Origin of the sequence: Pseudomonas sp. NBRC 111139, from assembly GCF_001753955.1 — a bacterium.
GTDB classification, from domain to species: Bacteria; Pseudomonadota; Gammaproteobacteria; order Pseudomonadales; family Pseudomonadaceae; genus Aquipseudomonas; species Aquipseudomonas alloputida.
Window position 1 is genome coordinate 31,892 of record NZ_BCBP01000046.1, and the last position, 24,889, is coordinate 56,780.

21 protein-coding genes are annotated in these 24,889 nt (G+C 61.8%); 16 read left to right on the forward strand and 5 right to left on the reverse strand.

What is annotated here, in order from left to right:
• The first annotated feature begins 192 nt into the window (after positions 1-192).
• The 7 genes from BJQ17_RS18500 to BJQ17_RS18530 all read left to right on the forward strand — a co-directional run bounded on the left by BJQ17_RS18500 (position 193) and on the right by BJQ17_RS18530 (position 8,234).
• The gene (locus BJQ17_RS18500; protein ID WP_070096428.1) at positions 193-1,446 is read left to right on the forward strand and encodes an AGE family epimerase/isomerase; all 1,254 of its coding nucleotides are present in this window, start codon (positions 193-195) and stop codon (positions 1,444-1,446) included.
• A gap of 107 nt (positions 1,447-1,553) precedes the next feature.
• Positions 1,554-2,840 (forward strand): ABC transporter substrate-binding protein, encoded by a 1,287-nt coding sequence (locus tag BJQ17_RS18505; RefSeq protein ID WP_003255052.1) that lies wholly within the window; start codon positions 1,554-1,556, stop codon positions 2,838-2,840.
• Positions 2,841-2,973: 133 nt separating this feature from the next.
• Positions 2,974-3,882 carry a carbohydrate ABC transporter permease gene (locus BJQ17_RS18510; protein WP_003255050.1) on the forward strand — a complete coding sequence of 303 codons (909 nt, stop codon included), beginning with the start codon at positions 2,974-2,976 and terminating at the stop codon, positions 3,880-3,882.
• Positions 3,875-4,720 carry a carbohydrate ABC transporter permease gene (locus BJQ17_RS18515; protein WP_070096429.1) on the forward strand — a complete coding sequence of 282 codons (846 nt, stop codon included), beginning with the start codon at positions 3,875-3,877 and terminating at the stop codon, positions 4,718-4,720. The genes BJQ17_RS18510 and BJQ17_RS18515 overlap by 8 nt, the downstream gene beginning before the upstream one ends.
• A 3-nt stretch (positions 4,721-4,723) precedes the next feature.
• Entirely contained in the window at positions 4,724-5,878 is a 1,155-nt protein-coding gene (locus BJQ17_RS18520) for an ABC transporter ATP-binding protein (RefSeq protein WP_004575642.1), read from the forward strand.
• A gap of 40 nt (positions 5,879-5,918) precedes the next feature.
• On the forward strand, positions 5,919-7,262 hold the full coding sequence (locus tag BJQ17_RS18525) for a carbohydrate porin (RefSeq protein ID WP_070096430.1): 1,344 nt from the start codon (positions 5,919-5,921) through the stop codon (positions 7,260-7,262).
• A gap of 117 nt (positions 7,263-7,379) precedes the next feature.
• Positions 7,380-8,234 carry a D-hexose-6-phosphate mutarotase gene (locus BJQ17_RS18530; protein WP_070096431.1) on the forward strand — a complete coding sequence of 285 codons (855 nt, stop codon included), beginning with the start codon at positions 7,380-7,382 and terminating at the stop codon, positions 8,232-8,234.
• Here the strand turns inward: BJQ17_RS18530 and hexR are convergent.
• Complete coding sequence (gene hexR / locus BJQ17_RS18535) at positions 8,227-9,090, reverse strand: DNA-binding transcriptional regulator HexR (RefSeq protein ID WP_169774905.1); 864 nt, start codon at positions 9,088-9,090, stop codon at positions 8,227-8,229. The genes BJQ17_RS18530 and hexR overlap by 8 nt on opposite strands.
• Positions 9,091-9,301: 211 nt before the next feature.
• On the opposite strand from hexR, the gene zwf reads away from it, so the two are divergent.
• From zwf to BJQ17_RS18550, 3 genes are read left to right on the forward strand one after another with little or no spacing between them, the layout of a single operon-like run.
• Positions 9,302-10,771, forward strand: a complete 1,470-nt coding sequence (zwf, locus tag BJQ17_RS18540; RefSeq protein ID WP_010952201.1) for a glucose-6-phosphate dehydrogenase — start codon at positions 9,302-9,304, stop codon at positions 10,769-10,771.
• Positions 10,758-11,471 (forward strand): 6-phosphogluconolactonase, encoded by a 714-nt coding sequence (gene pgl / locus BJQ17_RS18545; protein ID WP_019750580.1) that lies wholly within the window; start codon positions 10,758-10,760, stop codon positions 11,469-11,471. The genes zwf and pgl overlap by 14 nt, the downstream gene beginning before the upstream one ends.
• 17 nt (positions 11,472-11,488) lie before the next feature.
• A complete protein-coding gene (locus BJQ17_RS18550) occupies positions 11,489-12,169 on the forward strand; it encodes a bifunctional 4-hydroxy-2-oxoglutarate aldolase/2-dehydro-3-deoxy-phosphogluconate aldolase (protein WP_003255037.1) in 681 nt (226 codons plus the stop codon).
• A gap of 400 nt (positions 12,170-12,569) precedes the next feature.
• On the opposite strand, the gene leuA is transcribed toward BJQ17_RS18550, so the two are convergent.
• The 4 genes from leuA to BJQ17_RS18570 form a co-directional block, all read right to left on the reverse strand.
• The gene (gene leuA, locus BJQ17_RS18555; protein WP_003255035.1) at positions 12,570-14,243 is read right to left on the reverse strand and encodes a 2-isopropylmalate synthase; all 1,674 of its coding nucleotides are present in this window, start codon (positions 14,241-14,243) and stop codon (positions 12,570-12,572) included.
• A 422-nt stretch (positions 14,244-14,665) separates the two neighbouring features.
• Positions 14,666-15,493, reverse strand: a complete 828-nt coding sequence (locus BJQ17_RS18560; RefSeq protein ID WP_003255034.1) for a M23 family metallopeptidase — start codon at positions 15,491-15,493, stop codon at positions 14,666-14,668.
• A 3-nt stretch (positions 15,494-15,496) separates the two neighbouring features.
• On the reverse strand, positions 15,497-16,876 hold the full coding sequence (xseA, locus tag BJQ17_RS18565) for an exodeoxyribonuclease VII large subunit (RefSeq protein WP_070096447.1): 1,380 nt from the start codon (positions 16,874-16,876) through the stop codon (positions 15,497-15,499).
• Positions 16,877-17,081: 205 nt separating this feature from the next.
• Positions 17,082-17,960 (reverse strand): LysR family transcriptional regulator, encoded by an 879-nt coding sequence (locus BJQ17_RS18570; RefSeq protein ID WP_003255031.1) that lies wholly within the window; start codon positions 17,958-17,960, stop codon positions 17,082-17,084.
• A 97-nt stretch (positions 17,961-18,057) separates the two neighbouring features.
• Between BJQ17_RS18570 and BJQ17_RS18575 the strand changes: the two genes are divergently transcribed.
• The 6 genes from BJQ17_RS18575 (at position 18,058) to BJQ17_RS18600 (ending at position 24,836) form a co-directional block, all read left to right on the forward strand.
• Positions 18,058-18,813, forward strand: coding sequence for a sulfite exporter TauE/SafE family protein (locus BJQ17_RS18575; RefSeq protein WP_003255029.1), 756 nt, complete (start codon positions 18,058-18,060; stop codon positions 18,811-18,813).
• A 47-nt stretch (positions 18,814-18,860) separates the two neighbouring features.
• Positions 18,861-19,418 (forward strand): sugar ABC transporter ATPase, encoded by a 558-nt coding sequence (locus BJQ17_RS18580; RefSeq protein WP_070096432.1) that lies wholly within the window; start codon positions 18,861-18,863, stop codon positions 19,416-19,418.
• A gap of 86 nt (positions 19,419-19,504) precedes the next feature.
• A complete protein-coding gene (gene guaB / locus BJQ17_RS18585; protein WP_003255025.1) occupies positions 19,505-20,974 on the forward strand; it encodes an IMP dehydrogenase in 1,470 nt (489 codons plus the stop codon).
• Between the two features lie 78 nt (positions 20,975-21,052).
• Positions 21,053-22,630 carry a glutamine-hydrolyzing GMP synthase gene (gene guaA, locus BJQ17_RS18590; RefSeq protein ID WP_003255024.1) on the forward strand — a complete coding sequence of 526 codons (1,578 nt, stop codon included), beginning with the start codon at positions 21,053-21,055 and terminating at the stop codon, positions 22,628-22,630.
• A 308-nt stretch (positions 22,631-22,938) separates the two neighbouring features.
• Positions 22,939-24,150, forward strand: coding sequence for a tyrosine-type recombinase/integrase (locus BJQ17_RS18595; protein ID WP_070096448.1), 1,212 nt, complete (start codon positions 22,939-22,941; stop codon positions 24,148-24,150).
• Between the two features lie 125 nt (positions 24,151-24,275).
• The gene (locus BJQ17_RS18600; RefSeq protein WP_070096433.1) at positions 24,276-24,836 is read left to right on the forward strand and encodes a hypothetical protein; all 561 of its coding nucleotides are present in this window, start codon (positions 24,276-24,278) and stop codon (positions 24,834-24,836) included.
• The last annotated feature ends 53 nt before the right edge of the window (positions 24,837-24,889 follow it).

Genomic DNA, 24,889 nt, shown 5'->3' on the forward strand with positions numbered 1-24,889 from the left:
CTCTTCGCGGGTGAACCCGCTCCTGCAACGACCGAGTCAGGTTTACGTCGTAGGAGCGGGTTCACCCGCGAAGAGGCCCGCACAGGCACCCAAAATGTCACTGCCCGGTGACAATCCCGTCGTCCTTCGTGACATCCGCCATGACCCCGCTGGCTAGAATTCGCAAACGACTGGCAAGGATCAAGCTGGCCCATGATTTCCCTCAACCTGTCCGCTCACAGCTGGCTCAATGCCCCGGCCCACGCCGCCTGGCGCCTGGCCGAAGCGCAGCGCCTGCTGGCATTCGCCAAAGCCGCGAAACTGCCCGACGGCTTCGGCAACCTGGATGCCAAAGGCCAGCTCACTCCCGGCGCCTGCGCCGAAACCATGAATACCGCGCGAATGACCCACTGCTTCGCCCTGGCCCATCTGCAGGGCATTCCCGGCAGCCTGGCCTATGCCGAACACGGTGTGGCCGCCCTGCGTGGGGCCATGCAGGACGCCAGCTACGGTGGCTGGTTCGCCCACCCCGGCGGCCAGGAAGACAGCGGCAAGGCTGCCTACCTGCATGCCTTCGTCGCCCTTGCCGCCAGCTCTGCAGTGGTGGCCGGTGCAGCCGATGCCCAGCTGTTGCTGGCCGATGCAACCGAGGTGCTCGAAACGCACTTCTGGAGCGAAGCCAAGGGTGCCCTTCGAGAGACCTTCTCTCGCGCATGGCAACTGCCTGAGCCGTACCGTGGCGCCAACAGCAACATGCACGCGACCGAGGCCTTCCTGGCCCTGGCCGATGCCACCGGCAACAGCCTTTGGCTGCAACGCGCCTTGCGCATTGCTGAGCGCATTATCCATACCCATGCCGCCGCCAACGGTTATCGGGTCATCGAACATTTTGACGCCCATTGGCAGCCGCTGCCGGATTACAACCGCGAGCACCCCGCTGACCACTTCCGGCCCTATGGCACTACGCCCGGGCATGCCATGGAATGGGCACGGCTACTGTTGCACCTGGAGGCCAGCCTGCAACGGGCCGGGTTGCTCGCCCCGCAGTGGCTTCCAGACAGTGCCTGCAGATTGTTCGATGCCGCCTGCCAGCATGCCTGGAACGTCGATGGCGCTGCAGGTTTCGTCTACACCCTGGACTGGGCCAATCGCCCGGTGGTGCATGCACGCCTGCACTGGGTGCACGCCGAAGCTTGCGCCGCCGCAGCAGCCTTGTTGCAGCGCACCGGCGAAGCCCAGTACGAGCAGTGGTACCGCAACTGCTGGGACTTTATCGCCAACCATTTCATCGACCCTGTCGCTGGCAGCTGGCACCACGAACTCGATGCCCGCAACCGGCCAGCGGGGACCATCTGGCCGGGCAAGCCCGACCTCTACCACGCCTACCAGGCGCTGCTGCTGCCAGGCTTGCCGCTGGCACCCAGCCTGGCCAGCAACCTGGCCAGCTCCAGCTATGTAACCAGATGATGACATTCACGCATCGCTTCGTTACCTGACGAGGCGGGCACGCTGTTTAGACTTCATGCTACGCAAGCGATCGACTTGCACGGCATAACAACAAGAAAGGTGCTCCGATGAATTCCACGCTCCGTCTCGCTGCCGCAATCTCTCTGGCTTCTTTACTTCCTTTGGGGGCTTCGGCTGCCGAATCCAAAGGCAGTGTCGAGGTCGTGCACTGGTGGACCTCTGGCGGTGAAAAGGCGGCGGTCGATGTGCTCAAGGCGCAGGTCGAGAAAGACGGCTTCACCTGGAAGGACGGCGCTGTTGCCGGTGGTGGTGGTGCCACGGCCATGACCGTGCTGAAAAGCCGCGCCGTCGCAGGCAACCCGCCCGGTGTCGCGCAGATCAAAGGCCCCGACATCCAGGACTGGGCGGCCACCGGCTTGCTCGACGCCGATGTGCTCAAGGATGTGGCCAAGGCCGAAAAGTGGGACTCGCTGCTCGACAAGAAAGTGGCCGACACCGTGAAGTACGACGGTGACTACGTTGCCGTACCGGTGAACATCCACCGCATCAACTGGTTGTGGATCAACCCCGAGGTGTTCAAAAAAGCCGGCATCGACAAGGCGCCTACCACCCTCGACGAATTCTACGCCGCCGCCGACAAGCTCAAGGCGGCCGGCTTCATCCCGCTGGCTCATGGTGGCCAGCCGTGGCAGGACAGCACCGTGTTCGAAAGCGTGGTGCTGGCAGTGATGGGCGCCGACGGCTACAAGAAGGCCATGGTCGACCTCGACAGCGCAACGCTGACCGGGCCGCAGATGGTCAAGGCGCTGACCGAGCTGAAGAAGGTCGCCACCTACATGGACCCGGACGGCAAGGGCCAGGACTGGAACCTGGAAGCCGCCAAGGTCATCAACGGCAAGGCCGGCATGCAGATCATGGGCGACTGGGCCAAGAGCGAATGGACCCTGGCGAAGAAAACCGCCGGCAAGGATTACCAGTGCGTGCCGTTCCCCGGTACCGACAAGGCCTTCCTGTACAACATCGACTCGCTGGTGGTGTTCAAACAGAACAACGCCGGCACCTCTGCCGGGCAGCAGGACATCGCGCGCAAAGTGCTGGGGGAGGACTTCCAGAAGGTCTTCAGCACCAACAAAGGGTCGATCCCGGTGCGTAACGACATGCTCGCCGACATGGGCAAGCACGGTTTTGATGCCTGCGCGCAAACCTCCGCCAAGGACTTCCTTGCCGATGCCAAGACCGGCGGCCTGCAACCGAGCATGGCGCACAACATGGCCACCACGCTGGCCGTGCAGGGCGCGTTCTTCGATGTGGTGACCAACTACATCAACGACCCCAAGGCCGACCCGGCCGATGCGGCGAAGAAGCTGGCGGCGGCGATCAAGGCTGCCCAGTAACGGCTGTTCGCGGGCACGCCCGCTCCCAGATGGGCCCTGCTCACCACTGTTCCTGGTCATGACGCCGGACCTGTGGGAGCGGGCTTGCCCGCGAAGCGGTGCGTAGCACCGCCACTACCTCGGGATCCAAGACATGACTACGACCACCGCCCAACTGCGGGCCTCACCCCTGGACGCGCTTCAGCGCTGGCTGCCCAAGCTGGTGCTGGCACCCAGCATGTTCATCGTCCTGGTGGGTTTCTACGGCTACATCCTCTGGACCTTCGTGCTGTCCTTCACCACCTCGACCTTTCTGCCTACCTACAAGTGGGCGGGCCTTGCGCAATACGCCCGTCTGTTCGACAACGACCGCTGGTGGGTGGCGAGCAAGAACCTGCTTCTGTTCGGCGGCCTGTTCATCGCCATCAGCCTGGCCATCGGTGTGTTGCTGGCAGTGTTGCTCGACCAGCGCATCCGTCGCGAGGGCTTCATCCGCACTATCTACCTGTACCCCATGGCACTGTCGATGATCGTCACCGGCACGGCCTGGAAGTGGCTGCTCAACCCCGGCATGGGCCTGGACAAGCTGCTGCGCGACTGGGGCTGGGAGGGTTTTCGCCTGGACTGGCTGATCGATCCCGACCGGGTGGTGTATTGCCTGGTGATCGCGGCCGTGTGGCAGGCTTCGGGCTTCATCATGGCCATGTTCCTTGCCGGCTTGCGTGGCGTTGACCCGTCGATCATCCGCGCTGCGCAGATGGATGGTGCCAGCCTGCCGCGTATCTACTGGACCGTGGTGCTGCCCAGCCTGCGCCCGGTCTTCTTCAGTGCACTGATGATCCTCTCGCACATTGCCATCAAGAGCTTCGACCTGGTGGCGGCAATGACGGCCGGCGGCCCGGGTTACTCCTCCGACCTGCCGGCAATGTTCATGTACTCGTTCACCTTCAGCCGCGGCCAGATGGGCATGGGCTCGGCCAGCGCCATCCTGATGCTCGGGGCAATCCTGGCGATCCTCGTGCCTTACCTGTACTCGGAGCTGCGGAGCAAACGCCATGCATAGTCCTGTCGACAAGCCGGTGCTCAGCCTCAGCCGCATGGCCATCCATGCCATGTTGCTGATCGCCGTGCTGCTGTATCTGGTACCGCTGGTGGTGATGCTGCTGACCAGCTTCAAGACCCCCGAAGACATCAGCACCGGCAACCTGCTGAGCTGGCCTGCAGTGATTACCGGCATAGGCTGGGTCAAGGCCTGGGGAGCGGTCAGCGGTTACTTCTGGAACTCGATCATGATCACCGTGCCCGCGGTGCTGATCTCCACCGCGATTGGTGCACTGAACGGCTATGTGCTGTCGATGTGGCGCTTCCGAGGTTCGCAACTGTTCTTCGGCCTGCTGCTGTTCGGCTGTTTCCTGCCGTTCCAGACTGTGCTGCTGCCGGCCTCGTTCACCCTCGGCAAGCTTGGCCTGGCCAGCACCACCGGTGGCCTGGTGCTGGTGCATGTGGTCTACGGCCTGGCCTTCACCACGCTGTTCTTCCGCAACTTCTACGTGAGCATCCCCGACGCATTGGTCAAGGCCGCACGGTTGGACGGCGCCGGGTTCTTCACCATCTTCCGCCGCATCATCCTGCCGATGTCCACGCCGATCATCATGGTCTGCCTGATCTGGCAGTTCACCCAGATTTGGAACGACTTCCTGTTCGGCGTGGTGTTCTCCAGCGGCGACTCGCAACCGATTACCGTAGCCCTGAACAATCTGGTCAATACCAGCACCGGGGCCAAGGAATACAACGTCGATATGGCGGCAGCGATGATCGCTGGCCTGCCAACCCTGCTGGTCTACGTGGTGGCAGGCAAATATTTCGTGCGCGGGCTGACGGCCGGCGCGGTCAAGGGGTAAGCCATGGCAACGCTCGAACTTCGCAATGTGAACAAGACCTACGGCAGCGGCCTGCCGGATACCCTCAAGGACATCCAGCTGTCGATCAAGGATGGCGAGTTCCTGATCCTGGTGGGCCCGTCGGGCTGCGGCAAGTCGACCTTGATGAACTGTATCGCCGGCCTGGAGCAGATCACCGGCGGCGCCATCCTCATTGACGAGCAGGACGTCAGTGGCATGAGCCCCAAGGACCGCGATATCGCCATGGTGTTCCAGTCCTATGCGCTGTACCCCACCATGAGCGTGCGCGAGAACATCGAATTCGGCCTGAAGATCCGCAAGCTGCCCCAGGCCGCCATCGATGAGGAAGTGGCGCGGGTGGCCAAGTTGCTGCAGATCGAACACTTGCTGGCGCGCAAGCCGGCGCAGCTGTCCGGCGGCCAGCAGCAGCGCGTGGCCATGGGCCGGGCACTGGCGCGGCGACCCAAGATCTACCTGTTCGATGAACCCCTGTCCAACCTCGATGCCAAGCTGCGGGTCGAAATGCGCACCGAAATGAAGTTGATGCACCAGCGCCTGAAGACCACCACGGTGTACGTCACCCATGACCAGATCGAGGCCATGACCCTGGGCGACAAGGTGGCGGTGATGAAGGACGGCATCATCCAGCAGTTCGGCACCCCGCAGCAGATCTACAACGACCCGGCCAACCAGTTCGTGGCCAGCTTTATCGGTTCGCCACCAATGAACTTCATTCCGGTGCGTCTGGCCAGGCAGGACGGCCGCTTGCTGGCGTTGCTCGACAGCGGCCAGGCGCGCTGCGAGCTGCCCTTGGGGGGGGCTGCTGACGCGCTTGAGGGGCGCGAGATCATCCTCGGCATCCGCCCTGAGCAGATTGCCCTGGGCGCTGCTGACGGCAATGGTTTGCCGGCTATCCGCGCCGAGGTGCAGGTCACAGAGCCCACCGGGCCGGACCTGCTGGTGTTCGTCACGCTCAACCAGACCAAGGTGTGCTGCCGCCTGGCGCCAGATGTGGCGTGCCGGGTGGGTGACACCCTCAACCTGCAATTCGACCCGGCCCGGGTGCTGCTGTTCGACGCTGCCAATGGCGAGCGCCTGCACCTGGCCGGTACTGGCGCAACCGCAAAGGACAACGTGGCTCACTTCAAAGGCCGTTGAATCGTCTACACCATCAATAAGAAAAAGAGGACGCAAAGGGATGGAACAGCGCAAACGCATCAAGACACTGGGATCGCTGGCCCTGCTTGCAATTGTAGGCAGCAGCGGTACACAGGCTGCCGAGGCTTTTTCCAGCGAATCCAAATGGATGACCGGCGACTGGGGCGGCACCCGGACCGAGCTGCTGGACAAGGGCTATGACTTCACCCTCGATTATGTGGGTGAGGTGGCTGGCAACCTGCATGGCGGCTACAACGACGACAAGACGGCACGCTACAGCGACCAGTTCGCCCTCGGCGCGCATCTGGACTTGCAGAAGATACTGGGCTGGCATGATGCCGAGTTCAAGCTGGCAATCACCGAGCGAAGCGGTCGCAACCTGTCCAACGACCGCATCAGCGACCCGCGCGCCGGGCAGTTCAGCTCGGTGCAGGAGGTGTGGGGCCGTGGCCAGACCTGGCGACTGACCCAGATGTGGATCAAGCAGAAGTACTTTGACGGCGCGCTGGACGTGAAATTTGGCCGTTTTGGCGAGGGGGAGGACTTCAACAGCTTCCCTTGCGACTTCCAGAACCTGGCCTTCTGCGGCTCGCAGGTGGGCAACTGGGTGGGCGGCATCTGGTACAACTGGCCGGTCAGCCAGTGGGCGCTGCGGGTGAAGTACAACATCACCCCGGCGTTCTTCGTGCAGGTCGGGGCCTTCGAGCAGAACCCCTCCAACCTGGAAACCGGCAACGGCTTCAAGCTGAGCGGTAGCGGTACCAAGGGTGCGATCCTGCCGGTGGAAGCGGTGTGGTCGCCCAAGGTCAATGGCCTGCCGGGCGAGTACCGCCTGGGTTACTACTACAGCACGGCCAAGGCTGACGATGTGTACGACGACGTCAACGGCAACCCGCAGGCGCTGACCGATGAGGCCTTCAAGTCGCATTCCAGCAAGCACGGATGGTGGGTGGTGGCGCAGCAGCAGGTCACTGCCCATGGCGGCGACGTCAACCGGGGCCTCAGCCTGTTCGCCAACTTCACCGTGCACGACAAGGCCACCAACGTGGTCGACAACTACCAGCAGGTGGGGCTGGTCTACAAAGGCGCTTTCGACGCTCGGCCCAAGGATGATATCGGCTTCGGCGTGGCGCGAATTCATGTGAATGACGACGTGAAGAAGCGCGCCGAACTGCTCAACGCACAGAGCGGCATCAACGATTACGACAACCCTGGTTTCGTACCGCTGCAGCGTACCGAATACAACGCAGAGCTCTACTACGGCTTCCACGTCACCAACTGGCTGACCGTGAGGCCCAACCTGCAGTACATCAAGAGCCCTGGCGGGGTGGACGAGGTGGATAACGCGCTGGTCGCTGGCTTGAAGATTCAGTCGTCATTCTGAGGCAACTTGTTGTAAATTTACGCCAATCCATTTTCGGTTCCCGGCACCCACTGGTCTGCAGTGGGTGTTGGGGATAGGCCGAGACAGCGCTATCTCAAACAACAAGAGCTCTGAACCATGCCCGAACATCCGCTCCATCGCTTCTTTTCCTCGCAGCGGCCCCGGCCGACATTCGAGTGGGAGCGTTATCAGCAGCGCGATGTCCTGATCATCGATCACCCCCGTTGCCAGGCGGTGTTCAGCCGCCAGGGCGCGCAGTTGTTGCACTTTCAACCAGCGGGTGAACGGCCGTGGCTGTGGTGCGCCGAACAGTGGCCGCAGGTTGGGGCGATCCGGGGGGGTGTGCCGGTGTGCTGGCCCTGGTATGGCCGTCATCCCAGCGAAGACCTGTGGCCGGCCCACGGTTGGGCGCGGCTGCTGGACTGGAAGCTGGTGGACAGCCGTGAGGACGAGGAGGGCGTGACCCTGAAATGGCGGCTGGACCTGTGCGACTGGCAGGTCGACCTGCACGCCCGGCTGGGTAGCCGCATGGAACTGAGCCTGAGCACCGAGCATCAGGACAGCGAACCCTGCCAGTTGAGCCATGCACTGCTGGCGTACTGGCGCATCAGTGACGTGTCCGAGATAGCGCTGTCTGGTCTGGAAGAAATCGAGGGTTACGACCGCCTCAACCGTCAGGCTTGCCGTGAAGATGGCGCGCTGAAGCTCAAGGGCGGCTGCCAGAAGGTCTACCCCGGTACGCCACGGGTGCAATTGCAGGACCCGGCCTGGCAGCGCGAGCTGTGCATCGACACCGGTGACAGCGACGACACCGTGGTCTGGCACCCTGGCAATCGCCCGCTGATGGGGGTGACTGGCCGCGAGTCGCAGCGTTTTGTCTGCGTCGAGGCGACCAGCGGCAGTGGTGAAGGCCTGAGCCTGGCGCCTGGGCAGCGTGCGCACCTGCGTTTGCAGGCGCACCGGCTCAGTTGAGTTCGTCGTCCTCGATCGGGTAGCGGCTGGCGTTGAGGCTTTCCTTGATCTTGCGCAGGTGAGGCTGGAAGTCCACGCCGCGGCGCAAGGTCATGCCGGTGGCCAGTACATCGAGCACGGTCAGCTGGATGATCCGCGAGGTCATTGGCATGTAGATGTCGGTATCTTCCGGCAGCGGAATGTGCAGGCTCAGGCTGCAGGCATTGGCCAGTGGCGAGCCTGCGGCGGTGAGGCCCAGCACCGAAGCGCCGTTTTCACGTGCCAGGCGCGCCACTTCGACCAGTTCGCGGGTGCGCCCGGTGTAGGAAATGATCACGAACAGATCGCCGGTGTGGGCGACCGAGGCCAGCATGCGCTGCATCAGCACATCGGCGTGGGCCGACACGGCCAGGTTGAAGCGGAAGAACTTGTGCTGCGCATCCAGGGCCACCGGGGCCGAGGCACCGAGGCCGAAGAAGTGGATCTGCCGGGCCTGGATCATCATGTCCACAGCGCGGCTGACCTGTTGCGGGTCCAGTTGCTGGCAGGCGCTGTCAAGCGAGGCGATGGCGCTGGCGAAGATCTTCTGGGTATAGGCGGCCGGGTCATCGTCGGCCTCCACTGCGCGGCTGACATACGCAGCACCACTGGCCAGGCTCTGCGCCAGTTGCAGCTTGAGCTCGGGGTAGCCGCTGACGCCGAACGAGCGGCAGAAGCGGTTGACGGTCGGTTCGCTGACCTTGGCCGCCTGGGCCAGCGCAGCGATGCTGAAACGGGTGGCTTGTTGCGGGTTGAGCAGGATGACTTCGGCGACTTTGCGTTCGGCCTTGTTCAGCTCGTCGAGGCGGCCCTGGATCTGTTCCAGGAGGTTTCGCACGCGGTCCATGGGTGTGTCCTTGGGTCGGGAAGACAGCCGGCTGTGGGAGCAGCAGGCTTTTTGCACGGTCGTCTATCGTACTGTCGGTGCGGTTGGCGCACCACTTGTCTGTAACACTTGTGTGTAATGTTGTGGTTTTTACTACATTATCCCTTGAAAACCGTGTGTGAAAGCGGTATTCCTAGACCAACTTTAGGAAAGAACCAACATCATGGCTGCAATCAGTGTCGAACCTTGCACCTTTGCCCTGTTTGGCGCCCTCGGCGACCTGGCATTGCGCAAGCTGTTTCCTGCGCTCTACCAGCTCGACCGGGCCAACCTGTTGCACCCGGACACTCGCCTGCTGGCCCTCGCCCGTGAGGTCGGCAGTGCGCAGGAGCACCTGGACAGCATCGAAGCCCACCTGCGCCGGCACGTGCCCGAGGCAGATATCGAGCCTGCCGCGCTGGGTCGCTTCCTCGCCCGCCTGAATTACCAGCATCTGGACTTCCTTCAGCCCGAGGGCTATCAGGCCCTGGCCGAGCAACTGCCGGGCGAGCTGCCGCTGATTGCCTACTTCGCCACGGCGGCGGCGGTGTATGGGGCCATCTGCGAAAACCTCGACAAGGTCGGGCTGGCTGCGCGCACCCGGGTAGTGCTCGAGAAACCGATTGGCCACGACCTGGAGTCGTCGCGCCGGGTCAACGATGCCGTTGCGCGGTTTTTCCCTGAAAGCCGGGTTTACCGCATTGACCACTACCTGGGCAAAGAGACGGTGCAGAACCTGATTGCCCTGCGCTTCGCCAATAGCCTGTTCGAAACCCAGTGGAACCAGAACTCCATCTCCCATGTGGAGATTACCGTCGCGGAAAAGGTCGGTATCGAGGGCCGTTGGGGTTATTTCGACAAGGCCGGCCAACTGCGCGACATGATCCAGAACCACCTGCTGCAGTTGCTGTGCCTGATCGCCATGGACCCGCCCAGCGAACTGTCCGCCGATGCCATCCGCGACGAGAAGGTGAAAGTGCTTAAAGCCCTGGCACCGATCACTGGTGACGGTTTGAGCACCAGTGTGGTGCGCGGCCAGTACATTGCCGGCTACAGCGAAGGCAAGCCGGTACCTGGTTACCTGGAAGAAGACAACGCCAACGCCCAGAGCGACACCGAAACCTTCGTCGCCCTGCGCGCCGACATCCGTAACTGGCGCTGGTCGGGCGTGCCGTTCTACCTGCGAACCGGCAAGCGCATGCCGCAAAAACTGTCGCAGATCGTCATTCACTTCAAGGAAACGCCGCATTACATCTTCGCCCCGGAACAGCGTTTGCAGATCGGTAACAAGCTGATCATCCGCCTGCAACCGGACGAAGGCATTTCTTTACGGGTGATGACCAAGGAGCAGGGCCTGGACAAGGGCATGCAACTGCGCAGTGGCCCATTGCAGCTGAATTTTTCCGATGCCTGGCGCAGTGCAAGAATTCCGGATGCCTACGAGCGGCTGTTGCTCGAAGTGATGCGCGGCAACCAGAACCTGTTCGTGCGCAAGGACGAAATCGAGTATGCCTGGAAGTGGTGCGACCAGTTGATCGCCGGCTGGCGTAATGCGGGCGATGCGCCCAAGCCATACGCGGCGGGCTCCTGGGGGCCGATGAGCTCGATTGCACTGATCACACGCGATGGGAGGGCGTGGTATGGGGATATCTGAATTGAAACTGCCAGCGGCCGTGAAGGCTCATGAACTGGCGGATGCCAAGGCACTGTCCGTGTCCTTGGCTCATGATGTGGCTGAGCGCCTGCGCGCCGCGATTGCCGCCAAGGGGCAGGCCTGTGTGGTGTTGTCTGGCGGCCGCAGCCCGGTGCCGTTCCTGGAGAAGCTGGCCAGCGAGCAGCTGGACTGGGCCAAGGTCATCGTCAGCCTGGCTGATGAGCGCTGGGTGCCAGTGGAGCACGCTGACAGCAATGCCGGCCTGCTGGCTCGCCACCTGTTGAAGGGCGCAGCGGCCAAGGCCCGCTTCGTTGGCCTGTACCAGCAGGCGGAGAACCTTGATGCAGCTGCGCTCAAAGCTGACCAGGCCTTGGCCGAGCTACCGCCGATCGACGTGCTGGTGCTGGGTATGGGCGATGATGGCCATACCGCCTCGCTGTTCCCCGCCAGTCCTAACCTGGAAGCAGGCCTGGACCCGGCCGGCCCACGCCGCTGCCTGCCATTGCTGGCGCCAAGCGTGCCGCACCAGCGCCTGTCGATGACCCGTTCGCTGCTGGCCAGCGCGGCCTTCATCGCGCTGTCTGTGCAAGGCCAGAGCAAACTCGCTACCCTGCGCGCCGCGCTGGCGGGCAACGACCTTACTGAAATGCCGATTCGCGCTTTTCTTCACGACCCCCTGGACATCTACTGGTGCCCATGAGCCAAGGATCCACAGTCATGACCACCCTTGAACGCCCACAGCCCAAGCTCTCGATGGCTGATAAAGCCGCGCGGATCGACGCCATTTGCAAAAAGGCGCGCATCCTGCCGGTAATCACCATTGCTCGTGAGGAAGACATCCTGCCGCTGGCTGACGCCCTGGCCGCTGGCGGTATCCGTACCCTGGAAGTGACCCTGCGCTCACAGCATGGCCTCAAGGCCATTCAGGTGCTGCGTGAGCAGCGCCCGGAGCTGTGTGTCGGCGCCGGTACCGTGCTCGACCGCAGCATGTTCGCGGCGGTTGAAGCTGCGGGCGCGCAGTTCGTCGTTACCCCAGGTATTACCCAGGACATTCTCGAGGCTGGCGTGGACAGTGAAATCCCGCTGTTGCCGGGCATCAGCACGCCGTCCGAAATCATGATGGGCTATGCCCTGGGCTACCGCCGGTTCAAGTTGTTCCCGGCGGAAATCAGCGGCGGCGTAGCGGCGATCAAGGCCTTTGGTGGCCCGTTCGGCGATATTCGTTTTTGTCCTACCGGTGGTGTAAACCCGGCCAACGTGCGCAACTACATGGCACTGCCAAACGTGATGTGCGTGGGGGGAACCTGGATGCTCGACAGCAGCTGGATCAAGAACGGTGACTGGGCGCGGATCGAAGCGTGCAGTGCCGAGGCGATGGCACTGCTGGACGCCAACTGAAAACTGTTGTGTGCTTTACGGCTTGTGGGGCGCTTGGTCGGCGCCCCTTTTTTTTGCCTGGGGTATTTGCAGTGGTTGTGCTGGCCCTTTCGCGGGTAAACCCGCTCCTACGCACCGATCTGCGGTGGACATACACCGGGGGGTGGACACAGGACGTTGTAGGAGCGGGGTCACCGGCGAATGGGCCGGGCCTGCTGGCCAATATCCCTGGCCGTTCACCGTTGCCGTGGCCTCCGTATTCGCGGGTAAACCCGCTCCTACACCTGATCGGTGGTGGACACACATTGGTGATTGGACACAGGCCGTTGTAGGAGCGGGTTTACCCGCGAAAGGGCCAGTGCAGGCCAACAAAAAAGCCCGCATCAAACGATGCGGGCTTTCTCATCCCTCATTCCAGGCTTCAGGCCGCCTTGGCTTCCTGCTGGCTCAGCGAGCGGTTCAGCGCGCTGAACAGGGCCTTGAAGCTGGCCGTGGTGATGTTCTCATCGATACCCACGCCATGCACCGGACGGCCACCGGCTACACGCAGTTCAATGTAGGCCGCGGCCTTGGCATTGGTGCCAGCGCCAATGGCGTGCTCGTTGTAGTCCATGATCTCCACGGCAATCGGCAGGCCGGCCACCAGTGCTTCCAGGGCGCCGTTGCCCTTGCCGCGCCAGTGCAGGGTGGTTTCGCCTTCACCGGCAACTTCCACTTCCACGGCGCTGTGGCCGTTTTCTTCCTGCAGGCGATGGCTGACCAGTGCGTATGGCGCGTTGGCCTGGAGGTATTCCTTGTGCAGCAGGCTGTAGATCTGCTGGGCGGTCATTTCCAGACCCAGGCGGTCAGTCTCACCCTGCACCACCTGGCTGAATTCGATCTGCATGCGACGCGGCAGGCTGATGCCATATTCCTGCTCGAGCAGGTAGGTGATACCGCCTTTGCCCGACTGGCTGTTGACGCGGATTACCGCTTCGTAGCTGCGGCCGATGTCGGCCGGGTCGATCGGCAGGTAAGGCACCTCCCACAGTTCCCCATCCTGCTGCTTGGCGAACCCCTTGCGGATGGCGTCCTGGTGCGAGCCGGAGAACGCGGTATGGACCAGGTCGCCCACATACGGGTGACGTGGGTGCACCGGCAACTGGTTGCACTCTTCGACCACCTTGCGCACACCGTCGATGTCGGAGAAGTCCAGCAACGGGTCGATGCCCTGGGTGTAGAGGTTCAGTGCCAAGGTCACCAGGTCGACGTTACCGGTACGCTCGCCGTTGCCGAACAGGCAGCCTTCGGCACGGTCGGCGCCGGCCATGAGGCCCAGTTCGGTGGCAGCGATGCCGGTGCCGCGGTCGTTGTGGCAGTGCAGGCTGATGATCACGCTGTCGCGGCGGCTGACGTTGCGGCAGAACCACTCGATCTGGTCGGCGTAGATATTTGGCGTGGACACTTCCACGGTGGCCGGCAGGTTGAGGATGATCTTGTGTTCAGGGGTAGGGTTCCACACCTCGATGACCGCGTCGCAGACTTCCTTGGCGAACTCCATTTCAGTGGCGCTGAAGGTTTCTGGCGAGTACTGGAAGGTCCACTGGGTTTCCGGCTGCTGGGCGGCGTACTTGACGAACAGCTTGGCCGCGTTCACCGCGATGTCCTTCACGCCTTGCTTGTCCTGATTGAAGACGATGCGGCGGAACGACGGGCTGGTGGCGTTGTACAGGTGGACGATGGCCTTCTTCGCACCGCGCAGCGATTCGAAGGTGCGGGCAATCAGGTCTTCACGTGCCTGGGTGAGCACCTGGATGGTGGTGTCATCCGGGATGTGGCCGTCCTGGATCAGGGTGCGCACGAAGTCGAAATCGGTTTGCGAGGCAGACGGGAACGAGGCTTCGATCTCCTTCACGCCAACCTGCACCAAGGTCTTCCAGAAGCGCAGTTTCTTCTCCGAGTCCATCGGCTCTATCAGCGACTGGTTGCCGTCACGCAGGTCGGAACTGCACCAGATAGGTGCCTGGGTGATGGTCTTCGACGGCCAGGTACGGTCAGGCAGGTCGATGGTCGGGAAAGCGCGGTATTTCTTCGAAGGGTCTTTGAGCATGGTCATGGAAGCAATCCTTTTGTGTGCGGCCGAGATCGGGCCTGCCGAGCGATAACGATATGAAGAGGCGAGGCGACGCGATTCAGCCTGGTAGTCGGGCGCTGACCAGGCAGAGGCTGCGATGTTGTCGGAGCAGGATGAGGGTGCTGAAGGTTTTCATGCCTTCAAACTTAACCAGTGGGGTGGGGGATGGCAAGCGTTCGGGGAAAATTGAGAGAAATGCTTAAAAAAAGCCATTAGGCGAGATTTTATGGCTTGATTGGGCTGAGTGCTTCGTTGCTTTTGCGCGGTATTTTTCGATGGCGCAACACAATGGAAGAAATGCCAGCGGTGCTGGCCCATTCGTGGGTAACCCCGCGCCTACAGGTACGCCGCCCCTTGTAGGAGCGGGTTTACCCGCGAATGGGCCGGCCCAGGCAGCGCACCGTTCAGGGCTGGAACGCCCCAATGAAAATCGCCGGGTCCACCCGCGCATCGTTCAGGCTGACGTTCCAGTGCATGTGCGGCCCGGTAGCCCGCCCGGTCGAGCCCACGCGCCCGACCACCTCGCCACGACGCAGTTGCTGGCCCACCTGCACATCGATTTTCGACATGTGGCAGAACATGCTGATAAAGCCCTGCCCATGGTCGACGAACACCGTGCGGCCGTTGAAGAAATAGTCCCCCACCAGAATCACTTTTCCGTTGGCGGGTGTCTTGATCGGCGTGCCTGCCGGCACCGCAAAATCCAGCCCCGCATGCGGGTTGCGTTCTTCGCCGTTGAAGAAGCGGCGCACGCCGAACTTGCTCGACAGCGGGCCGTTGACCGGCTTGTCGAGAACCAGGTTGCTCGGCAGGTTAGGGCTGAAGCTGCGGTAGGCCTTGATCTGCTCGGCCAGTTCGCGGTCGATGCGCTTGAGGTCGGCCGGGTTCGGGTTGACCTGGCGCGTGTTCTTCAGGGTGATGCGCTGCTCAGGGTACTTCTTGCTGCCTACGCTGAAAGGCAGGGTGCGCCCGCCCTGGTTCAGCACTGCGGTACCGGGCTTCTGGGTCAGCGGGATGCCGACGATGGCCAGCCAGTTGTCCTGCTCCTTCACCACCAGCACCGGTTTGCCGTCGAAACGGGCGCTGGGTGCGTTGGCGGCGGGGCCCAGGTCGACGACTGCCACACCGCCGGGTACCGGTTTGTTCAGTGTGCGGGTGATGTAGCTGGCCTGGGCGCCGCCGGCCAGCAGCAACAGGGAAAGGGCAAGCAGGGGCGCGAGCACGCGGGGCATGTGTCAGTCCAGTAGTGAGAGGGTGACCGGGGTCAGGTGGTTGTCTTCGACCCGCACCAGCAGCTCGCCTTCGTTCAGGCGGGCGGTCAGGCGTTGGCCGTTGCGGGTCTGTTGGGCGCTGCGAATGGCCTGGCCTTGTTCATCCAGCAAAATGCTGTATCCGCGGGCCAGGGTGGCCAGCGGACTGACCACCTGCAGTGTCTGCAACTGGGCCTGGAACCGCTGGCGACGGTCCTTGAGCACCTCACGCATGGCCCGTGGCAGGCGCTCGGCCAGGCTGTCCAGGCGCTGGTTCAGCAGTTTCAGGTTACGCCCCGGATGCTGCGCGGCCAGGCGGGCGTCCAGGCGTGCCAGGCGTTCGCGGCGCTGGTTGAGGTTGAGCATGAACGCGCGACGCAGGCGCATGTCCAGGTCGTCCAGGCGTTGAGCCTGCTGGCGCAAACGCTCGCCTGGATGACGCAGGCGGCGGGTGAGTGACTCCAGGCGCAGGCGGTCGTGGGTCAGGCGGTTCTGCATGCGCAGCAGCAGGCGCCGTTGCAGGCCATCCAGGCGTTGCCGAAGGCCGCTGTTGTCAGGGGCCAGCAGCTCGGCGGCAGCCGACGGGGTGGGCGCGCGCACGTCAGCCACGAAGTCGCTGATCGACACGTCGGTTTCATGGCCCACGGCGCTGACAATTGGCGTGACGCAGGCGGCCACGGCACGCGCCACGGCTTCCTCGTTGAAACACCACAGGTCTTCCAGCGAACCACCACCACGCGCCAGAATCAGCGCATCGAAGCCGAGGCTGTCGGCCAGGCGGATGGCGCATACGATCTGCGCGATGGCTTCGCGGCCCTGTACCGCCGTAGGGATCAGGTTCAGCTCCACCTGCGGGGCACGGCGGCCGAACACACTGATGATGTCGCGGATCACCGCGCCAGTGGGCGAGGTGATGATGCCGATGCGCTGCGGGTGAGCCGGCAGTGGCTTCTTTCGTTCGGTGCTGAACAGTCCCTCGGCACCGAGCTTTTCCTTCAGGGCCTCGAAAGCCAGGCGCAGCGCGCCATCACCGGCTGGCTCGACGGTGTCGAGAATCAGCTGGTAGTCGCCACGTCCCTCGAACAGCGAAACCTTGCCGCGCACCCGCACCGCCAGGCCGTCTCGCAGTGCCTGGCGTACCCGCGTGGCGTTCTGCCGGAACAACGCGCAACGCACCTGGGCGCCGCTGTCCTTGAGGGTGAAGTACATGTGGCCGGACGCCGGGCGGGCGAGGTTGGAGATTTCGCCTTCCACCCACACGCTGCGGAAAACGTCTTCCAGCAGCACGCGGGCGCGGCCGTTGAGTTGGCTGACGGTAAGGACCTCGCGGTCCAGCCCGAGTCGTTCGAAAGGGTCTTTGATCATGGCAGGCATCATAAATGACATCGGCCCCGGTTGTCTGTCTTGCCCCTACTGTCAGCCTTGACCCAATCCTTGTGGGAGCGCCCTTGCGTCGCGAAAGGGCCGCAACGCGGCCCCGGCACTTCATGCGGCGAAGCTGAAAACCTGGGGCCGCATCGCAGCCCTTTCGCGACGCAAGGCCGCTCCCACAAGACCGCAACCGGTGCCTTCAGCCCTGCATCGTCGCCACGAACTGCCGCACCAGTTGCCCCGCATCACGGCGACAGGCCAGTGCCACCGTGCTCTGGCAATCACCCTCCAGCGCTACGAAGCTGACTGAAGCCGGGGCAATCTCGCACATGCACCGCGGCAACAACGCCACCCCAAACCCCGCCTGTATCAGCTGCAACTGCGTAGTCTTGCGCGACAGTACCTGCGCCGCCTGCGGGAAGAACCCTGCCCCCATGCACAACGAGGCAGACAGGTAGCTCAAACCACCGCGATCCCGGTGCGGGATGGAAATGAAGCGTTCTTCCTTCAATTGTTCCAGTTGCACGTGCCGAGTACCCGCCAAGGGGTGCCCAGCGGCGACCGCCAGCAACAAGGGTTCGTCGAACAGTTCATGCAGCACCACGCCTTCATGCTGGCGCAGCACCGGCAAGCGCAACAGGCCGATATCCAGCCGTCCGGCAGCAATGTCTTCCAGTTGTGCCTCCGACGACTGCTGCGCAATCTCCAGCGAAACCCCTGGGTTGTGCTTCAGGTAGTTCCCCAGGCGAGCCAGAAGCCCGCCGGTCAGCGGCACGGTGCTGGAATGGTTCAGGCGCAAGCTGCCTTGCAACCCTTGGCCAATGTCACGGGTAACCCGCTCCGCCTGTGCCAGGTCAGCCAGCAAGCGTCGCGCCCGTTCAAGAAAGGCCTGACCGGCCAGCGTCAGGCGAGGCAGGCGCGCCGTGCGTTCGAACAGCGGCGTGCCCAGTTGCTGCTCCAGCTCCTTGATCTGCCGGCTAAGGGCCGACTGGGCAACGTACAGTCGCTCGGCTGCACTGCTGAAACTGCCACACTCGGCGATTTCCACGAAGTAACGCAACTGTCGGATCGACGTCATGTCATGCCTTTTTGAGATGGCTTTTGGGATAAAGGCATATTAGTCGGCATGGCTCATGGCTGGCTAACCTTTGCCTGTCTTCCCAGGAACTGCTGCCATGCTTGCCCAACTGTCGTTTTCCGGCCTTGACTGGCTGCCGATCCTGTTCGCCATCGCTGCGGCCTACATCGTCTTCGGCATCGCCGGCTTCGGTACTGCACTCGTGGCGGGGCCGGTGCTGATTCACTTCATGCCGTTGTCACGCATCATCCCGTTGCTGGTGCTGCTGGATTTCGTGGCCGCGTTCGGCAACCTGCTGCCGTCGCGCCGGGATGTGGTACGCAGTGAATTGCTGCGGCTGCTGCCCTTCATGGCCTTGGGTTGTACGTTGGGCGTGGTGTTCCTGCTGCAACTGAAGTCCGACCTGTTGCTGCTGTTGATGGGGGTATTCGTGACTGCCTATGCACTTTACGGGCTGGCAGTGAAAGTGAGGCCAGCCAGCCTGTCCGGCTTCTGGGCGGTGCCGATGGGCACGGCAGGCGGGTTGTTCGGGGCTTTGTTCGGCAGCGGCGGGTTTCTTTATGCCCTTTACCTGAGCGCACGGCTGGAGGTGAAGGAACAGGTACGCGCCACCCAGAGCGCGCTGATCAGTTGCAGTACGATAGTGCGTCTGTCGCTGTTCCTGATCGCCGGTGTCTATGCCGACCAAAGCCTGCTGCTGCTCGCCGCCTGCCTGCTGCCTGTCATGTTCATTGGCCTGTGGGTAGGGCGTCGGTTGACCCACCGGTTATCCCGTGAAGCGTTCGTACGGCTGGTCACCTGGCTGGTGCTGGCCAGTGGGCTGGCGTTGATTGGTCGCTACCTGAGCGCCTGAGCGGTAGAATTGCGTCATTACCGGCGTTTCTCAGGCTTGTCCCGTTCATGAACACCCAGAGCATCATCGTTCCAAAGCTGTCTACCGTCCCGGTGCATGAAGCCCGTGCCCGCGCCATCCTGCGCTGGCTGGTGCGCGAAAAGGTCGTCGAGGAGCAGCTGACCACCTGTGGCCGCACCGGTAACCGCATGGGCCATGCCCTGGCGGCAGGGGCGCGCAAAGTGGCCCTGCACCCGGAAAAACTGCCCTTCGGCGAACCGGTCAACGGCCTGGAAATGATGCTCAAGCGCTGCATCTATACCCCCACCGAAGGCTTCCTCGAAGAAGCCGGTTGCCCGGAGTGCCGGCGCGAGGTAGGCGAGCCGTTGTTCGAAAGCCTGGAAGAGTGGATGCCGGCAGTGAGCGACAACTTTACCTGCCCACTGTGCGGCTTCGAAGATGACATCAATGGCTTCATTTACCTGCAGCCATGTGCCTTTTCCAACCTGGGGTTCATCTTCAACAACTGGGGCGAGGCCGGGTTCACCCAGGCCTTTCTCGACAGCTTCGCCGACTGGCTCGACCAGCCGGTGGCCGTGGTGCAGGTAAAACTGCCACAAGCCTGACCGAAGGCCCTTATTTTGCATTGAGCGGCGCGCCATGCATGAGTATAATGGCGCGCTTCCATTTTTCCCGCCCGGGAGCCCCCGCGATGCTGCGTATCAGCCAAGAAGCCCTGACCTTCGACGATATCCTCCTTGTACCTGGCTATTCCGAGGTACTGCCCAATGAAGTCAGTCTCAAGACCCGTTTGACCCGTGGCATCGAGCTGAACATTCCGCTGGTTTCCGCTGCCATGGATACCGTGACCGAAGCGCGTCTGGCCATTGCCATGGCTCAGGAAGGCGGTATCGGCATCATCCACAAGAACATGACCATCGAACAACAGGCCGGCGAAGTGCGCAAGGTCAAGAAGTTCGAGGCTGGCGTGGTCAAGGACCCGATCACCATCGACGCCGATGCCACTGTGCGCGACCTGTTCGAGCTGACCCGCCTGAACAACATCTCCGGCGTGCCGGTACTGGCGAACGGCGACCTGGTCGGCATCGTCACCTCCCGTGACGTGCGCTTCGAAAATCGCCTGGACGCCAAGGTTCGCGACGTGATGACGCCGAAAGAGCGCCTGGTCACCGTCCGCGAAGGCGCCGATAAAAACGAAGTTCGCGAGCTGCTGCACAAGCATCGCCTGGAAAAAGTCCTGATCGTTGACGACAAGTTCAACCTCAAGGGCATGATGACCGTCAAGGACATCGAAAAAGCCAAGGCTTACCCGCTGGCCAGCAAGGACGACCAAGGTCGCCTGCGCGTCGGCGCCGCCGTCGGCACCGGCAAGGACACCGGCGAGCGCGTTGCTGCGCTGGTGGCAGCTGGCGTTGATGTCGTCGTCGTCGACACTGCCCACGGCCACTCCAAAGGTGTGATCGACCGCGTACGCTGGGTGAAAGAAACCTACCCGCAAGTGCAGGTGATCGGCGGCAACATCGCCACCGGCGCTGCCGCCAAGGCCCTGGCCGAAGCGGGTGCTGATGCGGTCAAGGTCGGTATCGGCCCTGGCTCTATCTGCACCACCCGTATCGTTGCCGGTGTCGGCGTGCCGCAAATCAGCGCCATCGCCAACGTTGCCGCAGCACTGGAAGGCACTGGCGTGCCACTGATCGCTGACGGCGGTATCCGCTTCTCCGGTGACCTGTCCAAGGCCATCGTTGCCGGTGCGTCCTGCGTGATGATGGGTTCGATGTTCGCCGGTACCGAAGAGGCCCCGGGTGAGGTCGAGCTGTTCCAGGGTCGTTCCTACAAGGCCTACCGCGGCATGGGCTCGCTGGGTGCCATGGCACAGGCGCAAGGCTCGTCCGACCGTTACTTCCAGGACTCCTCGGCCGGCGCCGAGAAGCTGGTACCGGAAGGCATCGAAGGCCGCGTTCCTTACAAAGGCGCCCTGGCCGCGATCATCCACCAGCTGATGGGCGGCCTGCGTTCGTCCATGGGCTACACCGGCAGCGCAACCATCGAAGAAATGCGCACCAAGCCGGAGTTCGTGCGCATCACCGGTGCCGGCATGGCCGAATCCCACGTGCACGACGTGCAAATCACCAAAGAAGCCCCTAACTACCGCGTAGGCTGAGGCTTCCAGCTACAACATAAAGCGGGGCTGTCATGACAGCCCCGCGTCGTTTCCGATTTCCACTGACGAGATTGAGTCATGGCCCTCGACATTCACGCTCACCGCATCCTGATCCTCGATTTCGGTTCCCAGTACACCCAGCTGATCGCCCGCCGCGTGCGCGAAATCGGCGTGTACTGCGAACTGCACCCGTTCGACATGGACGATGAAGCGATCCGCGAATTCAACCCGCGCGGCATCATCCTTGCCGGCGGCCCCGAGTCGGTCCACGAAGCCAACAGCCCGCGCGCTCCGCAAGCCGTGTTTGACCTGAATGTGCCTGTGCTGGGTATTTGCTACGGCATGCAGACCATGGCCGAGCAGATGGGCGGCAAGGTAGAAGGTTCCGACCTGCGTGAGTTCGGTTATGCCCGCGTGGACGTTGTCGGCAAGAGCCGCCTGCTCGACGGCATCGAAGACCACGTTGACGACGACGGCGTGCTGGGCCTGGACGTGTGGATGAGCCACGGTGACAAGGTCACCCAGATGCCTGGCAACTTCAACATTCTGGCCAGCACCCCAAGCTGCCCGATCGCTGGCATGTACGACGACGTCCGCGGCTACTACGGCGTGCAGTTCCACCCTGAAGTGACCCACACCAAGCAAGGGGGTCGCATCCTGTCCCGCTTCGTGCAGGACATCTGCGGCTGTGAAGCCCTGTGGACGGCGTCCAACATCGTCGAAGACGCCATCGCCCAGGTGCGTGCGCAAGTCGGTTCGGCCAACGTCCTGCTGGGCCTGTCCGGCGGCGTTGACAGCTCGGTGGTTGCCGCGCTGCTGCACCGCGCCATCGGCGACCAGCTGACCTGCGTATTCGTCGACAACGGCCTGCTGCGCCTGCACGAAGGCGACCAGGTGATGGCCATGTTCAAAGAGAACATGGGCGTCAAGGTGATCCGCGCCGACGCTGAAAAGCAGTTCCTCGACAACCTGGCCGGCGAAGCCGACCCTGAGAAGAAGCGCAAGATCATCGGCCGCACCTTCATCGACGTGTTCGATGCCGAAGCCAGCAAGCTGGAGAACATCCAGTTCCTCGCCCAGGGCACCATCTACCCGGACGTGATCGAGTCGGCTGGCGCCAAGAGCGGCAAGGCCCACGTGATCAAGTCGCACCACAACGTTGGTGGCCTGCCGGAGGAGATGAACCTCAAGCTGGTCGAGCCGCTGCGTGAGCTGTTCAAGGACGAAGTGCGCAAGATCGGCCTGGAGCTGGGCCTGCCGTACGACATGGTCTACCGCCACCCGTTCCCGGGCCCGGGCCTGGGCGTGCGTATCCTTGGTGAAGTGAAGAAGGAATACGCCGACATCCTGCGTCGCGCCGACCACATCTTCATCGAAGAGCTGCGCAAGGCCGACTGGTACCACAAGACCAGCCAGGCATTCGTGGTGTTCCAGCCGGTCAAGTCGGTCGGCGTCGTTGGCGACGGCCGTCGCTACGCCTGGGTTGTGGCCCTGCGTGCCGTCGAGACCGTGGACTTCATGACCGCGCGTTGGGCACACCTGCCGTACGAGCTGCTGGAAACCGTCAGCGGTCGTATCATCAACGAAATCGACGGTATCTCGCGCGTTACCTACGACGTGTCGAGCAAGCCGCCTGCCACTATCGAGTGGGAATGATCCCACGTCCGGCACTGCCCGGCACGATCTAGCAAAAAATGCCCTGAAGCCCGCGTAATTGCGGGCTTTTGGCTTTTTTGGGTCTGGCACGTTCAGGTAGCGTTCTGCATCGCCAAGCATGGTTTTTTTATGGCATGGTACGGGGTACCAACTGCATCCGATGCCATGCATGACGCTTGATGCCATGTCCCTTGTTTCAGGATGGGCATGGTATCGAGGTGGCCAAGAGGCCCGGTTTTACTGGGGTTAAGCCCCATTCTTCCGCGCTTTTCAGAGCATGGTATTTTTTCATGGAATAAATGGAAGTCATGCTCACTGATACCAAGCTCAGAAACCTCAAGCCGCAAGACAAGCTTTACAAGGTGATTGATCGTGACGGTTTGTACGTCGCCGTCACCCCGGCTGGCTCTATCTCCTTTCGCTACAACTACTCCATCAATGGCCGGCAGGAGACCGTCACCTTCGGTCGTTATGGCTTAGGTGGGATCACCTTGGCCGAGGCACGCGAGCGGCTAGGGGAGGCGAAGAAGATGATTGCCGCAGGCAAGTCGCCTGCTAAGGAAAAGGCGCGTGCGAAGGCGCGCACCAAAGGTGCTGAGACCTTTGATGATTGGGCTGAAAAATGGCTGCGCGGCTATCAGATGGCGGACTCGACACGAGATATGCGCCGTTCAGTCTACGAGCGCGAATTGAAGCCGAAGTTTGGCAATCAGAAGCTGGCTGAAATCACTCATGAGGATCTGCGAGCGCTGACTGATGCGATAGTGGAGCGGGGGGCGCCTGCAACCGCCGTCCATTCGCGTGAGATTGTGCTGCAGGTCTTTCGTTGGGCCATTGAGCGTGGTCAGAAGGTTGAAAACCCCGCGGATCTAGTAAGGTCTGCCAGCATCGCTAAATTCGAGCCACGCGACCGGGCGTTGACGCCTGATGAAATTGCGCTGATGTATCAGTACATGGACAGGATTGGTACCGCGACGTCGGTTCGCGCCGCAGCCAAGCTTCTGCTGCTGACGTTGGTGCGCAAGAGCGAGCTGACCAACGCAACGTGGAGTGAAATCAATTTCAGCGAGGCGCTATGGACGATCCCCAAAGAACGGATGAAGCGCCGAAACCCTCATTTGGTGTTTCTGTCACGGCAAGCATTGGATTTCTTCATTGCGTTGAAGACCCTGGCAGGAGGTTCTGAGTACGTTCTGCCGTCACGCTACGACTCCGACTTGCCAATGAGTGCAGCCACGATCAACCAGGTACTGACGCTTACTTATCGCCTTGCCCAAAAGGAAGGGGTGCCACTAGGCAAATTCGGCCCCCACGACTTGCGACGCACGGCCAGCACGCTGTTGCATGAGGCGGGCTACAACTCCGACTGGATCGAGAAATGTCTCGCGCACGAGCAGAAAGGTGTGCGCGCCGTCTACAACAAGGCTGAGTACCGGGATCAGCGCCGAGCGATGTTGCAAGATTGGGCGGATATGATTGATGAATGGACGCTTAGTAAACCTCGGAAAACAAATGGGTAGCTTCCCGCCGCCGAACACTGAGGGGCACCCAGATGAAACGCTGAAGTGTGCTTCTGATCTAGAGCCGTCGCGCTAATGATGGCTTTATGCTAGCGTGACCATTCATAAGCTAGGAAGCTTCACCGATGGCTACGTACTATCATGTTGACAACGCTGGTCTTCTAAAGACCGGCATGGAGATCAAACTTGACGGGAATAATCGATCAAGATTCGGGGAGGTTTACCAGCCCTTTTTTAAGCTGATTGGCGCTGATGAAATTGGTCCCGGTTTACCTCGTTTGGTGGAAAACCTGCCACCGCCTCATTATAGAGAGTTTTTCCTAGAGCTTTTTAGGTTGCATGATCCGGAACTTTATCACTTAGAAAACAAATCTAGGCTTAATTGTTTTTTTGCTGTCAAAACAATCGATGATGCTAGAAAATATAAGCTACGCAGTCAAAATAATACGCCAGCAAGAATATTTGAAATCCATACGGAAGGTGAGGTTCAAATTCTTGATATGACGTGGCTTGATCAAGAGTTTCCTAGGGATATGAATGAGTTTGGGTATTATTACCGCCAGTATTGGAAGGGTGCTCGAATCGACCAAGATCCTCATTTGGCAAGCCATGAAAAGCGTGGAACACTTTTAGAAGTGCTTATCAGTGGCGATTTTATCGTTGGCGAAATGGTTTCTGAAATTTAATGTATGTGCATGATTAGCGCTTTGTGCGACTGGAAGTAAAATCGATCAGCGGT

Excerpts from the sequence above, each read along its gene's own strand:
- BJQ17_RS18500 (WP_070096428.1), top strand. The coding sequence starts at position 193 with ATGATTTCCCTCAACCTGTCCGCTCACAGCTGGCTCAATGCCCCGGCC.
- BJQ17_RS18505 (WP_003255052.1), top strand. The coding sequence starts at position 1,554 with ATGAATTCCACGCTCCGTCTCGCTGCCGCAATCTCTCTGGCTTCTTTA.
- BJQ17_RS18510 (WP_003255050.1), top strand. The coding sequence starts at position 2,974 with ATGACTACGACCACCGCCCAACTGCGGGCCTCACCCCTGGACGCGCTT.
- BJQ17_RS18515 (WP_070096429.1), top strand. The coding sequence starts at position 3,875 with ATGCATAGTCCTGTCGACAAGCCGGTGCTCAGCCTCAGCCGCATGGCC.
- BJQ17_RS18520 (WP_004575642.1), top strand. The coding sequence starts at position 4,724 with ATGGCAACGCTCGAACTTCGCAATGTGAACAAGACCTACGGCAGCGGC.
- BJQ17_RS18525 (WP_070096430.1), top strand. The coding sequence starts at position 5,919 with ATGGAACAGCGCAAACGCATCAAGACACTGGGATCGCTGGCCCTGCTT.
- BJQ17_RS18530 (WP_070096431.1), top strand. The coding sequence starts at position 7,380 with ATGCCCGAACATCCGCTCCATCGCTTCTTTTCCTCGCAGCGGCCCCGG.
- zwf (WP_010952201.1), top strand. The coding sequence starts at position 9,302 with ATGGCTGCAATCAGTGTCGAACCTTGCACCTTTGCCCTGTTTGGCGCC.
- pgl (WP_019750580.1), top strand. The coding sequence starts at position 10,758 with ATGGGGATATCTGAATTGAAACTGCCAGCGGCCGTGAAGGCTCATGAA.
- BJQ17_RS18550 (WP_003255037.1), top strand. The coding sequence starts at position 11,489 with ATGACCACCCTTGAACGCCCACAGCCCAAGCTCTCGATGGCTGATAAA.
- leuA (WP_003255035.1), bottom strand. The coding sequence starts at position 14,243 with ATGACCATGCTCAAAGACCCTTCGAAGAAATACCGCGCTTTCCCGACC.
- BJQ17_RS18560 (WP_003255034.1), bottom strand. The coding sequence starts at position 15,493 with ATGCCCCGCGTGCTCGCGCCCCTGCTTGCCCTTTCCCTGTTGCTGCTG.
- xseA (WP_070096447.1), bottom strand. The coding sequence starts at position 16,876 with ATGATCAAAGACCCTTTCGAACGACTCGGGCTGGACCGCGAGGTCCTT.
- BJQ17_RS18570 (WP_003255031.1), bottom strand. The coding sequence starts at position 17,960 with ATGACGTCGATCCGACAGTTGCGTTACTTCGTGGAAATCGCCGAGTGT.
- BJQ17_RS18575 (WP_003255029.1), top strand. The coding sequence starts at position 18,058 with ATGCTTGCCCAACTGTCGTTTTCCGGCCTTGACTGGCTGCCGATCCTG.
- BJQ17_RS18580 (WP_070096432.1), top strand. The coding sequence starts at position 18,861 with ATGAACACCCAGAGCATCATCGTTCCAAAGCTGTCTACCGTCCCGGTG.
- guaB (WP_003255025.1), top strand. The coding sequence starts at position 19,505 with ATGCTGCGTATCAGCCAAGAAGCCCTGACCTTCGACGATATCCTCCTT.
- guaA (WP_003255024.1), top strand. The coding sequence starts at position 21,053 with ATGGCCCTCGACATTCACGCTCACCGCATCCTGATCCTCGATTTCGGT.
- BJQ17_RS18595 (WP_070096448.1), top strand. The coding sequence starts at position 22,939 with ATGCTCACTGATACCAAGCTCAGAAACCTCAAGCCGCAAGACAAGCTT.
- BJQ17_RS18600 (WP_070096433.1), top strand. The coding sequence starts at position 24,276 with ATGGCTACGTACTATCATGTTGACAACGCTGGTCTTCTAAAGACCGGC.